This window comes from Pseudescherichia sp. (assembly GCF_031987975.1).
Lineage (GTDB): Bacteria > Pseudomonadota > Gammaproteobacteria > Enterobacterales > Enterobacteriaceae > Pseudescherichia.
Genome location: NZ_DALZYX010000002.1, coordinates 452,581 through 465,054, shown reverse-complemented (window position 1 = coordinate 465,054; position 12,474 = coordinate 452,581). Strand labels below are relative to the sequence as shown.

Genomic DNA, 12,474 nt, shown 5'->3' with positions numbered 1-12,474 from the left:
AGTGCGTCAGATCTCTATAATCTCGCGCAACCCATTTTCCCCTGAACACATTTAAGCCGCTTTACAATAGGCTGGGACACTTCACATGAGCGAAAAATACGTCGTCACCTGGGACATGTTGCAAATTCACGCCCGCAAGCTGGCCGCGCGCCTGCTGCCGTCAGAACAGTGGAAAGGCATCATTGCCGTTAGCCGCGGTGGTTTAGTTCCGGCTGCCCTGCTGGCCCGTGAGCTGGGTATTCGCCATGTTGATACCGTTTGCATCTCCAGCTACGACCACGACAACCAGCGTGAGCTGAAAGTGCTGAAACGTGCTGAAGGCGACGGTGAAGGCTTTATCGTGATTGACGATCTGGTAGATACCGGTGGCACCGCAGTGGCTATCCGTGACATGTATCCGAAAGCCCACTTCGTGACTATCTTCGCTAAGCCTGCCGGCCGCCCGCTGGTGGATGACTATGTAATCGATATTCCGCAGGATACCTGGATTGAGCAGCCGTGGGATATGGGCGTGGTCTTCGTACCGCCTATCTCTGGCCGCTAAGCCGCTTTTTTCTAAACTTTACGCCCGGTTATGCCGGGCGTTCTGTTATTTAGCGCCTGGCAGGTTACAATAGAGGAAGTGACGTAATCATGGAGGCTGCGCGCAATGACCCAGGCTAACCTCAGCGAAACCCTGTTCAAACCCCGATTCAAACATCCCGAAACCTCGACGCTGGTCCGCCGTTTTCAGCGGGGCAATCCCCCGGCGATGGATTCCGCGCTGGACGGGGCCAGTGTTCCGCACTGGTATCGGCTGATCAACCGTCTGCTGTGGGTTTGGCGCGGGGTCGATCCGCGTGAAATTCTTGACGTGCAGGCGCGGATTGTCATGAGCCAGGCCGAGCGTACCGATAGCGATCTCTATGACACGGTGGTGGGCTATCGCGGTGGCAACTGGATCTACGAGTGGGCGACCCAGGCGATGAAGTGGCAGCAGAAGGCCAGCCAGACCCAGGATGATACCCTCAGTGGCCGCCAGTGGCTCCACGCCTCCAATCTCTACAGCATTGCCGCTTATCCACATCTGAAAGGCGATGACCTGGCCGAGCAAGCACAGGCGCTAGCGAACCGCGCCTATGAAGAGGCTGCTCGTCGTTTGCCGGGTAAGCTGCGCGAGCTGGAGTTCGCCATTCCCGGTGGCTCACCGCTGGTGGGCTTCCTGCATATGCCTAAAGGCGACGGGCCGTTCCCGACGGTGCTGGTATGCGGCGGTCTCGACAGCCTGCAAAGCGACTACTACAACCTGTTCGAGCGCTACTTTGCCCCGAACGGCATCGCGATGCTGACCCTTGATATGCCGTCGATTGGCTTCTCGTCGAAGTGGAAGCTAACTCAGGACTCCAGCATGCTGCATCAGCACGTGCTGAAAGCGCTGCCGGACATTCCGTGGATCGATCACACCCGGGTGGCCGCCTTTGGCTTCCGCTTTGGGGCCAACGTTGCCGTGCGTCTGGCCTACCTTGAGTCGCCGCGCCTGAAGGCGGTGGCCTGCCTCGGGCCGGTGGTGCACTCGCTGCTCACCGATCCTCAGCGCCTCAGCGGCGTGCCGGAGATGTACCTCGACGTGCTGGCCAGCTGTCTGGGCATGCATGATGCCTCGGACGAGGCGCTGCGCGTGGAGCTGAATCGCTACTCGCTGAAAACTCAGGGTCTGCTGGGACGCCGTTGTCCGACGCCAATGCTCTCCGGCTACTGGAAAAACGATCCCTTCAGCCCGGAAGAGGAGTCGCGGCTCATAGCCTCGTCTTCTGCCGACGGCAAGCTGCTGGAGATACCTTTTAAGCCGGTTTATCGCAACTTCGATAAGTCACTGCAGGAAATTACTGCCTGGATGAAGCATAGATTGCGTTAATGCGTTGCTTAATTCCATTGATTTGGTAAAACAGTTGCATCACAAAAGGAGATCGCAATGACGTTACCGAGTGGACACCCGAAAAGCAGACTGATCAAGAAATTTATGGCGCTTGGCCCCTATATCCGTGAGGAGCAGTGCGAAGGGAACCGTTTCTTTTTTGACTGCCTTGCCGTATGCGTCAACGTAAAGCCTGCTCCGGAAAAGCGTGAGTTTTGGGGATGGTGGATGATAATGGAAGCCCAGGAACAGCGCTTCACCTACACCTACCAGTTTGGCCTCTTTAACAAAGAGGGGCACTGGGAGCCTGTTGCTATTAAAGATGCAGAAGTGACCGATCGTCTTGAGCAGACGTTGCGGACTTTCCACGAGCGCGCGCGCGAGCTGCTGGCGTCGCTGGAATTAAAGCTGGAGCCTGCCGATGACTTTAAAAACGATCCGGTTAAACTCAGCGCCTGATTAATTAATCGCCATAAATAAAAAAGGCCCTTCACCGACATGAAGGGCCTTTTTATTATGCAGAATTAGAACTGATAGGTTACGCCCAGGGCAACGACATCGTCGTTGGTGGTAACCAGGCGGTTATCGTCATCAATCTGGTTAATTTTATAATCAACGAAGGCCGACATATTTTTGTTGAAGTAATAGGTTGCGCCGACATCAATATAGTTGACCAGATCTTCATCACCAAAGCCCTCAATATCTTTGCCTTTGGTCAGGACGTAGCCCACGGACGGACGCAGACCGAAGTCGAACTGGTACTGGAGCACGGCTTCGAAGTTATCTGCTTTGTTGGCAAAGCCAGCAGAGGAGGAGATTGGCGTCATGTTGTAAGACACGCCGTAGAAGGCAGCTGCGTAGACGTTGTTGGCGTCATATTTCGCCCCGGCAGCCCAGGCTTCAGCATTTGCGCCACGGCCAAGCGCCATGCGGTTCTGTGCGTCGGTGCGGTCAGAGTTAGCGTATGCGCCAACGATAGAGAAATCGCTGCCGCCGAAATCATAGGCCAGAGAGGTACCGAAGCCGTCACCGTTCTGTTTCACGACGCTGCTGCGGCCGTTTTCGTTTTTGCCCTGGTACTGCAGGGTCAGGTCCAGACCGTCCACCATGCCGAAGAAGTCGCTGTTACGGTAGGTCGCCACGCCGCTGGTGCGTTTGGTCATAAAATTGTCGGTACGGGCCAGGCCGTCACCGCCGAACTCAGGGAACATATCGGTGTAGGCGGCCACGTCATACAGCACGCCCAGGTTACGACCGTAGTCCAGTGAGCCAAAATCTTTAATTTTCACACCGGCAAATGCCAGACGGGTTTTCTGCCCGGAGGTGCTTTCGTCGTTATTACCGGCAAACTCCGCTTCCCAGCGACCGAAGCCCGTAATCTGATCGTTAATTTGGGTTTCGCCTTTAAAGCCGAAACGAACGTATGTTTTATCGCCGTCGTTGCTGTTGTCATCGCTGAAGTAGTGCATGGCTTTCACTTTGCCGTAAACGTCCAGCTTGTTGCCATTTTTATTAAAAACTTCTGCTGACTGTACAGATGCGGAAGCAACCAGACCCATTACCACTAATGCCAGAGTACTCTTTTTCATTTTGATTCCCGATTTAAACAAAAGACGCTCTAATATTCGCCAGGCTTATACCTGCTGAAAACAGAGAGGGTTTTAACGTTCGGAAATGAAAGATTTATGACAATGTCGGAATAATTTTAAAAATCCGTGTTTATTTATTTCTGCAATAAAACTGCAAAAAACTGCCGTTAGGCTTGCCGATCCTCGCAGCAATCTCTCACCCTTTTGACCGAGGTTATTGGCAAGCGGCCTCACTCCTGTTACAACGTCAGACTGACATCACATTTCCTTATTCGTAAAACGGCAGAGAATCATGAGTGACACCCAGACGCTGGTGGTAAAACTCGGCACCAGCGTGTTAACGGGCGGATCGCGCCGCCTCAACCGCGCCCATATTGTGGAGCTGGTACGCCAGTGTGCACAGCTGCATGCCGCAGGGCATCGTATTGTTATCGTCACTTCCGGGGCGATTGCCGCCGGACGTGAGCACCTGGGCTACCCTGAGCTGCCCGCCACCATCGCTTCCAAGCAGCTGCTGGCGGCAGTGGGGCAGAGTCGCCTGATCCAGCTCTGGGAGCAGCTCTTCTCCATCTACGGTATCCACGTCGGCCAGATGCTGCTGACGCGTGCCGACATGGAAGACCGGGAGCGCTTCCTCAACGCCCGCGATACCCTGCGCGCGCTGCTGGATAACAGCATCGTACCGGTGATCAATGAGAACGACGCCGTCGCTACCGCTGAGATCAAAGTGGGCGATAACGACAACCTCTCCGCGCTGGCCGCCATTTTGGGTGGAGCGGATAAGCTGCTGCTGCTCACCGACCAGCAGGGACTCTACACCGCCGATCCGCGTAATAACCCGGATGCGGAGCTTATCGCCGATGTTCACGGCATTGACGATGCGCTGCGCGCTATCGCCGGGGACAGCGTCTCCGGCCTCGGCACCGGTGGCATGGGCACGAAACTACAGGCTGCTGACGTCGCCTGCCGGGCGGGTATCGAGACCATTATCGCCGCCGGCAGCAGGCCGGGCGTTATCGGCGACGCGCTGAACGGCGTGCCGGTAGGGACGCGCTTCCATGCCCAGACCTCACCGCTCGAGAGCCGCAAGCGCTGGATCTTCGGCGCACCGCCTGCGGGTGAGCTTACCGTAGACGAAGGAGCAACGATGGCGATCCTCGAAAAAGGCAGCTCGCTGTTGCCAAAAGGGATCAAAAGCGTGACAGGTAACTTCTCCCGTGGTGAAGTGATCCGTATCCGTAACCTGGAAGGTCGGGACATTGCCCACGGCGTCTCCCGCTACAACAGCGACGCGCTGCGACGCATCGCTGGCCAGCACTCACAGCAGATCGACGCTATTCTCGGCTACGAGTATGGCCCGGTCGCCGTCCATCGCGACGACATGATCACCCGTTAAGGAGCAGACGTATGCTTGAACAGATGGGCATCGCTGCGAAAGCAGCCTCGTATAAGCTGGCGCAGCTCTCCAGCCGAGAAAAAAACCGCGTTCTGGAGAAGATCGCTGATTACCTGGAGGCCCAGGCTCACGACATTATCCAGGCTAACGATCAGGACGTGCTGGAAGCCCGGCGCAACGGCCTGAGCGAAGCGATGCTTGATCGCCTGGCGCTCAACCCTGAACGCCTGAAGAGCATCGCCGACGATGTGCGCCAGGTGTGCAAGCTGGCGGATCCGGTAGGCCAGATTATTGACGGCGGGCTGCTCGACAGCGGCCTGCGCATTGAACGCCGCCGGGTTCCTCTCGGCGTAATCGGCGTGATCTACGAAGCGCGGCCTAACGTTACCGTTGACGTCGCCTCCCTCTGCCTGAAGACCGGCAACGCAGCGATCCTGCGCGGCGGCAAAGAGACCTGGCGCACCAACGCTGCTACCGTGAAGGTGATCCAGCAGGCGCTGGAGGAGTGCGGCCTGCCGGCAGGCGCTGTCCAGGCAATTGAGAGTCCGGATCGTAAGCTGGTTAACGAGATGCTGCGCATGGATAAGTATATCGACATGCTAATCCCGCGCGGTGGGGCAGGGCTGCACAAGCTGTGCCGCGAGCAGTCAACTATTCCGGTGATCACCGGCGGTATCGGCGTATGCCATATCTACGTGGATGACACCGCCGAGATTGAACCCGCGCTGAAGATTATCGTCAATGCTAAGACCCAGCGCCCGAGCACCTGCAACACCGTAGAGACGCTGCTGGTGAACCAGCAGATTGCCGAGCGCTTCCTGCCCGCGCTGAGCGACAAGATGGCGCAGAGCGGCGTCACGCTGCACGCTGACGCGGCGGCGTTGAAAACGCTGCAAGGTGGCCCGGCGCACGTCGAGGCGGTGAAGCCGGAGCAGTATGACGACGAGTTTTTATCTCTCGATCTCAACGTCAAGCTGGTGGCCTCGCTCGATGAGGCGATCGAGCATATTCGCGAGCACGGCACCCAGCACTCGGATGCGATCCTCACCCGCACCCTGAGCAACGCCAACCGTTTCGTGAACGAGGTGGATTCGTCTGCGGTATACGTCAACGCCTCTACGCGCTTCACCGACGGCGGGCAGTTTGGCCTCGGCGCAGAGGTGGCGGTGAGTACGCAAAAATTGCACGCTCGCGGCCCGATGGGTCTTGAAGCCCTGACCACCTACAAGTGGGTTGGCTTCGGCGACGATACCATTCGTGCTTAAAACTGACCGGGTGATGCAAAAGTAGCCGCTTGATTGCCAAGGGCATTGACGCAACACCCGGTTAGATCTAACCTTCTACCCCATGGTTACGCTCGTAACCGGTCCCTCAGGGCCGATATAGCTCAGTTGGTAGAGCAGCGCATTCGTAATGCGAAGGTCGTAGGTTCGACTCCTATTATCGGCACCAGTTTAATCAATCACTTACCTGCTATTGATGTAAATCACGTTCTCCTCTTGTGCCATATTTGTGACATTGCGATTTAAAATCGCGTCAATTTTGCTCGCGTGCTCACTCAGATGACCTGTCGACAGGTGAGCGTATCGCTGTACCATTTCCAGAGTTTCCCACCCGCCCATTTCCTTCAGCGCCAGCAATGAAACGCCTGACTGAACCAGCCAACTGGCCCAGGTGTGTCGGAGGTCATGGAATCGGAAGTTGCTTATGCCTGCACGCTTAAGTGCTCCCTTCCATGCCTTGTTGCTGTCCGTTCGCATTTTCCTCACTGCTGCCGTCTTTGTTCCGTCATTGCGGTAAGCTGGAGTGGTGTGCACGAAAACCCATCGCTTATGTTTTCCCTGCTGTTTTGCGATTATCTGGCATGCCGTCTCGTTCAGTGGTACGCCAATTGCATTCCCCGCTTTTGTTTCATCCGGATGCATCCATGCCATCTTTTTATCCAGATCGACCTGTGACCATTCAAGATTGGTGACATTCGATCTGCGCAGGCCAGTAGTAATGGCGAAAACCACGACCGGGAAGAAGTGGGGCGCTATCTCTGCGAAAAGTCGCTTTGATTCTTCCTCTGTGAGCCAGCGTATTCGACCGTTCTTCACGCGAGGCGTGGATATCTTCGGTGCTTTATCCAGCCAGTGCCATTCAACCGCCATATTGAGGATCGCCCTCAGTATGGCCAGGTGACGGGTGCGGGTTCCTTTGGCTGCCAGTTTTTCTGTATACTCCGGCACAGGCTTCCCTAGCCTGACGCACCTGTCACGGGTCATTTCCCAGTTAAGCCGGTGGCGGCGGTTTTCCATCCCGTCAACCGCCTCCATTATTTTTGCTGCCGAGATGTCAGATAAGAGCCACCCGCCAAAGTGCATCATCCAGAAACTGATAATGCTCTTGTCGTCGTCCAGGCTTTTCTTTTCCTCCTTCTCCCTGATCCACCTGACACAGGCCTCATCAAACGTTTTTTTAGGTGCGTCACCCATCTTATCGACGCGCCATGCTTCCGCCTTCAGACTATCGTGAAGCTCCTGCGCCTGCCTTTTGTCCGTTGTTTCAAGAGAGCGTCTAATTCTGCTGCCGTTTGGCGCGACGAAGTCACAGTGCCATGTGTCGCCGCGTAGTTTGATTGACATGCTTTATCCCCCTGCATCTCAACCGCATTCACCGCGCTATTGTGTCTCGTTGACTTGAGCGCTGCAATGCAGTCTGACTTACAAATCCGGTACGGGCTTTTTGGTTTATCCGGGTTAATCTTTGCCGCCTGAAGGCGACCACTGCGGATCCACTGCGTTATGGTTCCTTTATCCAGCTTGAGGAACGCCGCGGCCTCCTCACGGGTGAAGATTTCTTCTTCCACTGCTTTCCTCCGGGCAAAATTTATAATTCGCTCTCATGCTTTTTCATAAAAGAAACATAAACTTCGTGAGCTTCAACTTCTTTTTTGAAGCGACCTAAGCTATACCTTTTACCTTTAATCCTTGCCTCGGCCTTCCATTTCTTCTGCTTAGCGTCGTAGGTGTATCCTGAAAATTTCCTCTTCCTTTCAAGGCGTATATGGGAATTCTTAGTGTTCTCACCTTGTGTCACGTCCCTCAAATTGACTATTCTGTTATCGCTACGAATGCCATTTACGTGATCAATAACTCCTGATGGATACCGGCCATGCGTAAGCAGAAAGGCCAGTCTGTGCGCTAAATATTTCCTTCCTTTCACAATAAAGAACCTGTATCCATTGCTCTGTCTTGTGCCCTGCGTCCAGTCTTTCCGGTACGAGCCAACACCTATCTTTCGGAAGAAAAATCCGGTTTCCGGGTTGTATTCAAAAAGAGAAGACATTTCCTCAAAAGAAACATTTTCAATTCTAGAAATGCACATATTCCCTCCAAAAAAACGCCCGCACAGTGGCGGGCTAAATAATCAATCCGAACTCCAACGCCAGTCTCCTGTGTCAGAGCGGTGCGGGATTGCACCCAACAGCCTACTCAGGGAGTGGGCTGTAAGTTGCCATCAACGTATCAGTCCGAGTTCATAATTGAGATACTCTAAGCATTCCCTGTCTTGCTCAAAGCAGTAATCCCAAGACTCCTGATCGAGACAATCACGAACTAATTGCCACTTCCAACCGCCGCTGTGCATAACGCGGCGAACCTTGCGTTTAACAATGGCGTCAAGGTCGAAAATCACACCACCACCTCCACCGATGCCGTTGCGTAAAACATCCAGATCAATCTCAATGACCCGGAATAGCTTCGGTAATTTCGGTAATTCCTCAATACGCATATTGCCTCCATTAAAAAAGCCGCTGTGTTAGCGGCTCATTCGTTAGCCATTCGGGCTAAATCATTTTCCAAATCCTCAATGCGCTCGAAGGCATCGTCAAAAGATACGGCCGATAGCTTGCCGCCCAGCACATCCATGTCTTTATGCACTGATGGCTCTTTGCCATCCTCAAAATCGACTACAAACGTCATCTTGCTCATTATCTTTCTCCTTTCCCCAGCGCGTCATACTGGTTAGGTGTGGTGTCGATGGGGTGGTTCATGGCGTCCTGCAATCTGTCCAAAAGAACATATTCCCGGATTGGGTATCCTTCCTTAGCCCATCCGTGAGCCTCAGAAGAGGATGCGGTGTAACAGTATGGTGAGCCACTCTTCAATTGCAGCTCATACAAGTCAGCTACCGGCACGAAAATGAAGCAGCTATCTGACGACTGCTTGAGGCGGTCTGCGATATCTCCAACCTCCTGTTCCAGCTTTTTAGCGCTGGCTAACAGCTCGCTATCCTGTCCCTGCTCAGCCTTAAGCGCCTCCCTGCTTGCCTGCCATGCCTCCCAACACACATCCAGAAGATACTTGTTTGGATAGTCTTCAGCATCCCAACCCGTATGCTCTTCAAACCACGCCTCAAACTGCTCGCGATCGCTCATTTGGCCTCCTGAAGCTGCAAGTAGACGATCATAGCTGCCAAAAGCGGGTTAGTGCTGCTGTGAGTGGCTGCTTGCTGATTTATCTTTCCATTCCGCAATGCCTGAAATGCAGTCCATTCCTGTTCGTGCTCGTCAAAGCCAACACCGATTCCTTCTCTATGCATGATCGGCCAGGCGTCAGATGCACTATGGCAATAATTTTTCTTTCCTTTAATTCTTCCCTTGTCATCCCGGAAAGTTATGCTGCCATCTTGATGGATGAAGTACGCCGTCCATCCGAAGCTCTCGCCAACCGCTATGTTAATAGCGTCAAAATGCATCATTCCATAATCCATCACACACCTTCCTTGTAGAGAGACCAGCCGTTGATGGCATCTACATAGCGGCGCTGCTTTCTCATGTTTCCATGCAAACCCATCCTTAAAGTTGCCTGGTTTCCTGTAACCTCAACCACTTTATAGATAAAGCCGCGAGGCGATTGCCAAACCTCACCAACCTGAAAGCGCTCACCTTTTTTAACTTCTCCTGTCATCACGACCACCTCTGCTTATTCTTCAATTCGATTAACTGCTGGCACGATGCGCACGTCCGGCATCCCGGCACAGCTTCGCGACGCGCCTGTGGTATCGCCTCATCACACTCGATACAGTGCGTCTCTGATACTGCGTTGCGGTCTATGCGCATAGCCTCTATTGCAAGCTCAAGGCGACGTTCGGTAAGTTCGTTTGCGGCATCTATAATCTCGGCAGTCATTGCAGTAACCCCAGCTTTGATGAAAGGAAAACACAGGCAACAAAAGCAATAACCAGCGCTATACATTCACCTGTGCTCATGGTGCCTCCCTACGTGCGATAACTCTCGCACCGAATTGCATTAGCTCATCCCGATCCACAGTTGCGAAGTGGCAGTGTGTGCGGGGGAATGGTCGCCAGATGATGAGCATCGAACCTTTGCTGTTGCCGCTCACTGGCTTACCGGATAGTGGGTTGATGAATGCCAGCCGGCCACCGGTAATAAAGCGCACTTCGCTTGCTGTCTCGATAGCCTCCCGGAACCAGCCGACGGAGGTATCAGCGGGAAGAAGCATCACGGTGCCGATCATGTTTTTGCTCTCGGCTGCTGCCTTCCTGACGAATGGGCCGATATCGCTGTATGGCGGGTTCATCCATGCATAAGCGCCGCTTTCCACGCTGTCGCTCCACGGAGTAACCAGAGTGTCCTGCTCGGAGCTGATGAATTTGCGGCAAAGTTTGTTTGTTGCAGATGCCGCGGCGTCAAGCTGGAACCAGAACTCTGCATTCAGAGCCTCGAAGATGGCGGGCGGAGTGGCCTATAAATCACGCTGCTCTGACGGGGTTGAGGTTGCAAAGGTGTAATCCTGCATCAGTCCATCCTCGTGTGACCGTAGCGGCCAATGTAGCGGCGATACTGCTCGCCAGCTTCAACAGGTCGGCGAGGGCCAGTGGTTTCCCATCTCGGCCTGAATGACGCCTCATAGTTGTCCTGCCAGACCCGGTTAGCCCACAACTCATCCATGAGCCGTTGCTCGCGCTGCTGCTTGCTCTCGACCTCGTACTGAGTGCCGAGCGTTTTAGTTAAGTGGGCATACAGGCCAGCCAGCACCTCTTCTTTGGTGCCGGAGCGTTTTGGTGGGCGCAGATATCCCGCCCCGGGTGAAGAGGTGATCATTGGAGACTCCAGTGGTTAAATGGCGTGAATGGTGTGGCGCGGGAACGGCAGGGTTACAGGCGCAAAGGGGATGTCGTCATCAAAGTCCATCGGTGGCTCACTGGCTGTAGGCTGCTGCTGCGGTCTTTGTGCGGTCCGTGGTTGCTGAGTAGTTCCCTGATTAGAGGCTTTCGGCGGCAGATCGATATCCCTGACCAGAATGGTAGGAGTCTGAGCCTGTGAGCCGTCGTTGCGCTTCCATTCCTCGATAACGAACTCTCCCGTAACCGTTACCTTTACGCCCTTCAGAATCGAAGCTGAGAGCTTCTCAGCCATCGCCCCAAACATTTTGCAGTTCAGCCAGGATGTTTTCTCGTTGTCGCCAAATCCGCTTTTGGCCGGGAGAGAGAATTGAGCGATATGCTTGCCGTTAGGGGTGACGCGGACGACCGCGTCTTTACCCACATTGCCGGAGATAGTGATAGTGTTGATTGCCATTTATGCCGCCTGAGTTTGTTGCTGGAGTTCGCGACCGCGAGTTTTGTAGGTTTCCTGAGCGCGAGCCTCATGCTCTTTAGAGCCGCCAAGCCTGCCCCAAGCTTCCTTAAATGCTGCCTGTAGCTCTGCTACCGACTGGCAGATCATTGCCTTATCAGCAAACTCTTTGAGAGCGTCATCAGCTGCCTGCGGTGTTATGTGATGAACTTCAGCATCAGCATCGATGGCCGTCTGCTCAGTAGGAATACAGAAGGTCTGGAATGCCGCGTATTTGTAGGCGATCGACATAGCCTTGTTAGTTGCCTTGTCGCCGCTATCCATCGCCTCCCCGTAAGTCACTACCGTGTGCCTGGTGCCGTCCTCTGTGGCCACGAAATCAAACTCAGCCTTTACGACGACATAGAACAGAACGCCGCCTTTCTGCGTCACCCGCTCTGTTACAGTTCGCTCGGTGATGCGTGGCAGTATGACCAGGCCATGTTTGGCCAGCATCGGAGCCAGCGCGTTATAGACCTGATCGATGCCCCGGAAAGAGAACCCCTGCTGCCTGTTCTCGCGGTCCTTGCTGATGCCTACCTCAGCCATGTCCCTGGCTACGGCGCTGATGGCTTTATAAACACTCATACATTCCCATCCTCACTGCTTGTTGCTCACTGTGGTAATCGGCAATGGCCTCCTGCGCTGCCAGTTCGTGGGTCATTTCAGGTTCGCCGATCACATCCTGCATCAGCCGCACAAACGCATCGTCATCCCATCGCTCTAACGCGCTCATGCTGCCTGCTCCTGTGCGATGACGGTGTAGCCTTGCTCTGCCAGCCACTCCAGCACCACAGCGCCGTCCAGCTGCATCAGAACCTCACGAGTGTCAACAGTGCCGTCGAGCACAACACCTTCCAGTTCGACTACCTGATTGCGCTGGCTATCGAGGTAGCCATGCACGCTGTCACATTTACATTTAATCTTCATAGCTCAACTCCTGGGTGAGCGAGGGCCGCCGCGTAGTGGCTGC

The 12,474-nt window shown here is 54.4% G+C and carries 20 protein-coding genes, 1 tRNA gene and 1 pseudogene; 6 read left to right on the top strand and 16 right to left on the bottom strand.

Translation table 11 applies throughout. The features are described from left to right. Window positions 1-85 precede the first annotated feature (85 nt). The 3 genes from gpt to crl all read left to right on the top strand — a co-directional run bounded on the left by gpt (window position 86) and on the right by crl (window position 2,353). Window positions 86-544 carry a xanthine phosphoribosyltransferase gene (gpt, locus tag RTN40_RS05740; protein ID WP_312227615.1) on the top strand — a complete coding sequence of 153 codons (459 nt, stop codon included), beginning with the start codon at window positions 86-88 and terminating at the stop codon, window positions 542-544. 105 nt (window positions 545-649) lie between these two features. Beyond that, window positions 650-1,894, top strand: coding sequence for an esterase FrsA (gene frsA / locus RTN40_RS05735; RefSeq protein ID WP_312227614.1), 1,245 nt, complete (start codon window positions 650-652; stop codon window positions 1,892-1,894). A gap of 57 nt (window positions 1,895-1,951) precedes the next feature. Beyond that, window positions 1,952-2,353, top strand: a complete 402-nt coding sequence (crl, locus tag RTN40_RS05730) for a sigma factor-binding protein Crl (protein WP_312227613.1) — start codon at window positions 1,952-1,954, stop codon at window positions 2,351-2,353. Window positions 2,354-2,418: 65 nt separating this feature from the next. Here the strand turns inward: crl and phoE are convergent, their stop codons facing one another. Continuing rightward, complete coding sequence (gene phoE / locus RTN40_RS05725) at window positions 2,419-3,483, bottom strand: phosphoporin PhoE (protein ID WP_312227612.1); 1,065 nt, start codon at window positions 3,481-3,483, stop codon at window positions 2,419-2,421. Between the two features lie 292 nt (window positions 3,484-3,775). Between phoE and proB the strand changes: the two genes are divergently transcribed. The 3 genes from proB to RTN40_RS05710 all read left to right on the top strand — a co-directional run bounded on the left by proB (window position 3,776) and on the right by RTN40_RS05710 (window position 6,331). After that, window positions 3,776-4,879 (top strand): glutamate 5-kinase, encoded by a 1,104-nt coding sequence (gene proB / locus RTN40_RS05720; protein ID WP_042395298.1) that lies wholly within the window; start codon window positions 3,776-3,778, stop codon window positions 4,877-4,879. An 11-nt stretch (window positions 4,880-4,890) separates the two neighbouring features. Then, a complete protein-coding gene (gene proA, locus RTN40_RS05715; protein WP_312227611.1) occupies window positions 4,891-6,144 on the top strand; it encodes a glutamate-5-semialdehyde dehydrogenase in 1,254 nt (417 codons plus the stop codon). A 111-nt stretch (window positions 6,145-6,255) separates the two neighbouring features. Beyond that, window positions 6,256-6,331 (top strand) — tRNA-Thr (locus RTN40_RS05710). A 14-nt stretch (window positions 6,332-6,345) separates the two neighbouring features. On the opposite strand, the gene RTN40_RS05705 is transcribed toward RTN40_RS05710, so the two are convergent. The 15 genes and pseudogenes from RTN40_RS05705 to RTN40_RS05635 form a co-directional block, all read right to left on the bottom strand. Further along, window positions 6,346-7,500, bottom strand: a complete 1,155-nt coding sequence (locus RTN40_RS05705) for a site-specific integrase (RefSeq protein ID WP_312227652.1) — start codon at window positions 7,498-7,500, stop codon at window positions 6,346-6,348. Next, a complete protein-coding gene (locus tag RTN40_RS05700; RefSeq protein ID WP_312227610.1) occupies window positions 7,383-7,730 on the bottom strand; it encodes a helix-turn-helix domain-containing protein in 348 nt (115 codons plus the stop codon). The genes RTN40_RS05705 and RTN40_RS05700 overlap by 118 nt, the downstream gene beginning before the upstream one ends. A 20-nt stretch (window positions 7,731-7,750) precedes the next feature. Next, a complete protein-coding gene (locus RTN40_RS05695; RefSeq protein WP_312227609.1) occupies window positions 7,751-8,248 on the bottom strand; it encodes an HNH endonuclease in 498 nt (165 codons plus the stop codon). A 132-nt stretch (window positions 8,249-8,380) separates the two neighbouring features. Further along, complete coding sequence (locus RTN40_RS05690) at window positions 8,381-8,653, bottom strand: hypothetical protein (RefSeq protein WP_312227608.1); 273 nt, start codon at window positions 8,651-8,653, stop codon at window positions 8,381-8,383. 35 nt (window positions 8,654-8,688) lie between these two features. Continuing rightward, window positions 8,689-8,853, bottom strand: a complete 165-nt coding sequence (locus RTN40_RS05685; RefSeq protein WP_312227607.1) for a hypothetical protein — start codon at window positions 8,851-8,853, stop codon at window positions 8,689-8,691. Then, window positions 8,853-9,299, bottom strand: a complete 447-nt coding sequence (locus tag RTN40_RS05680) for a hypothetical protein (protein ID WP_312227606.1) — start codon at window positions 9,297-9,299, stop codon at window positions 8,853-8,855. Before RTN40_RS05680 ends, RTN40_RS05685 begins: the two co-directional genes overlap by 1 nt. Next, window positions 9,296-9,634 (bottom strand): phage protein NinX family protein, encoded by a 339-nt coding sequence (locus tag RTN40_RS05675; protein ID WP_312227605.1) that lies wholly within the window; start codon window positions 9,632-9,634, stop codon window positions 9,296-9,298. The genes RTN40_RS05680 and RTN40_RS05675 overlap by 4 nt, the downstream gene beginning before the upstream one ends. Next, window positions 9,634-9,831, bottom strand: a complete 198-nt coding sequence (locus tag RTN40_RS05670; protein WP_312227604.1) for a hypothetical protein — start codon at window positions 9,829-9,831, stop codon at window positions 9,634-9,636. Before RTN40_RS05670 ends, RTN40_RS05675 begins: the two co-directional genes overlap by 1 nt. Continuing rightward, entirely contained in the window at window positions 9,831-10,052 is a 222-nt protein-coding gene (locus RTN40_RS05665; protein WP_312227603.1) for a TraR/DksA family transcriptional regulator, read from the bottom strand. The genes RTN40_RS05670 and RTN40_RS05665 overlap by 1 nt, the downstream gene beginning before the upstream one ends. Before the next feature lie 76 nt (window positions 10,053-10,128). Further along, a pseudogene (locus tag RTN40_RS05660) lies at window positions 10,129-10,683 on the bottom strand (phage N-6-adenine-methyltransferase). Then, window positions 10,683-10,988, bottom strand: a complete 306-nt coding sequence (locus RTN40_RS05655) for a hypothetical protein (protein WP_312227602.1) — start codon at window positions 10,986-10,988, stop codon at window positions 10,683-10,685. The pseudogene RTN40_RS05660 and the gene RTN40_RS05655 overlap by 1 nt, the downstream one beginning before the upstream one ends. 15 nt (window positions 10,989-11,003) lie before the next feature. Continuing rightward, a complete protein-coding gene (locus RTN40_RS05650; protein WP_312227601.1) occupies window positions 11,004-11,465 on the bottom strand; it encodes a single-stranded DNA-binding protein in 462 nt (153 codons plus the stop codon). After that, window positions 11,466-12,089, bottom strand: a complete 624-nt coding sequence (locus RTN40_RS05645; RefSeq protein WP_312227600.1) for an ERF family protein — start codon at window positions 12,087-12,089, stop codon at window positions 11,466-11,468. Then, on the bottom strand, window positions 12,076-12,237 hold the full coding sequence (locus RTN40_RS05640) for a hypothetical protein (RefSeq protein ID WP_312227599.1): 162 nt from the start codon (window positions 12,235-12,237) through the stop codon (window positions 12,076-12,078). The genes RTN40_RS05645 and RTN40_RS05640 overlap by 14 nt, the downstream gene beginning before the upstream one ends. Continuing rightward, window positions 12,234-12,431 carry a hypothetical protein gene (locus RTN40_RS05635; RefSeq protein ID WP_312227598.1) on the bottom strand — a complete coding sequence of 66 codons (198 nt, stop codon included), beginning with the start codon at window positions 12,429-12,431 and terminating at the stop codon, window positions 12,234-12,236. The genes RTN40_RS05640 and RTN40_RS05635 overlap by 4 nt, the downstream gene beginning before the upstream one ends. Between the last annotated feature and the right edge of the window lie 43 nt (window positions 12,432-12,474).

Bases quoted from the DNA above. Each gene is read 5' to 3' on its own strand.
- gpt (WP_312227615.1), top strand. From the start codon at position 86: ATGAGCGAAAAATACGTCGTCACCTGGGACATGTTGCAAATTCACGCC.
- frsA (WP_312227614.1), top strand. From the start codon at position 650: ATGACCCAGGCTAACCTCAGCGAAACCCTGTTCAAACCCCGATTCAAA.
- crl (WP_312227613.1), top strand. From the start codon at position 1,952: ATGACGTTACCGAGTGGACACCCGAAAAGCAGACTGATCAAGAAATTT.
- phoE (WP_312227612.1), bottom strand. From the start codon at position 3,483: ATGAAAAAGAGTACTCTGGCATTAGTGGTAATGGGTCTGGTTGCTTCC.
- proB (WP_042395298.1), top strand. From the start codon at position 3,776: ATGAGTGACACCCAGACGCTGGTGGTAAAACTCGGCACCAGCGTGTTA.
- proA (WP_312227611.1), top strand. From the start codon at position 4,891: ATGCTTGAACAGATGGGCATCGCTGCGAAAGCAGCCTCGTATAAGCTG.
- RTN40_RS05695 (WP_312227609.1), bottom strand. From the start codon at position 8,248: ATGTGCATTTCTAGAATTGAAAATGTTTCTTTTGAGGAAATGTCTTCT.
- RTN40_RS05690 (WP_312227608.1), bottom strand. From the start codon at position 8,653: ATGCGTATTGAGGAATTACCGAAATTACCGAAGCTATTCCGGGTCATT.
- RTN40_RS05685 (WP_312227607.1), bottom strand. From the start codon at position 8,853: ATGAGCAAGATGACGTTTGTAGTCGATTTTGAGGATGGCAAAGAGCCA.
- RTN40_RS05680 (WP_312227606.1), bottom strand. From the start codon at position 9,299: ATGAGCGATCGCGAGCAGTTTGAGGCGTGGTTTGAAGAGCATACGGGT.
- RTN40_RS05675 (WP_312227605.1), bottom strand. From the start codon at position 9,634: ATGGATTATGGAATGATGCATTTTGACGCTATTAACATAGCGGTTGGC.
- RTN40_RS05670 (WP_312227604.1), bottom strand. From the start codon at position 9,831: ATGACAGGAGAAGTTAAAAAAGGTGAGCGCTTTCAGGTTGGTGAGGTT.
- RTN40_RS05665 (WP_312227603.1), bottom strand. From the start codon at position 10,052: ATGACTGCCGAGATTATAGATGCCGCAAACGAACTTACCGAACGTCGC.
- RTN40_RS05655 (WP_312227602.1), bottom strand. From the start codon at position 10,988: ATGATCACCTCTTCACCCGGGGCGGGATATCTGCGCCCACCAAAACGC.
- RTN40_RS05650 (WP_312227601.1), bottom strand. From the start codon at position 11,465: ATGGCAATCAACACTATCACTATCTCCGGCAATGTGGGTAAAGACGCG.
- RTN40_RS05645 (WP_312227600.1), bottom strand. From the start codon at position 12,089: ATGAGTGTTTATAAAGCCATCAGCGCCGTAGCCAGGGACATGGCTGAG.
- RTN40_RS05640 (WP_312227599.1), bottom strand. From the start codon at position 12,237: ATGAGCGCGTTAGAGCGATGGGATGACGATGCGTTTGTGCGGCTGATG.
- RTN40_RS05635 (WP_312227598.1), bottom strand. From the start codon at position 12,431: ATGAAGATTAAATGTAAATGTGACAGCGTGCATGGCTACCTCGATAGC.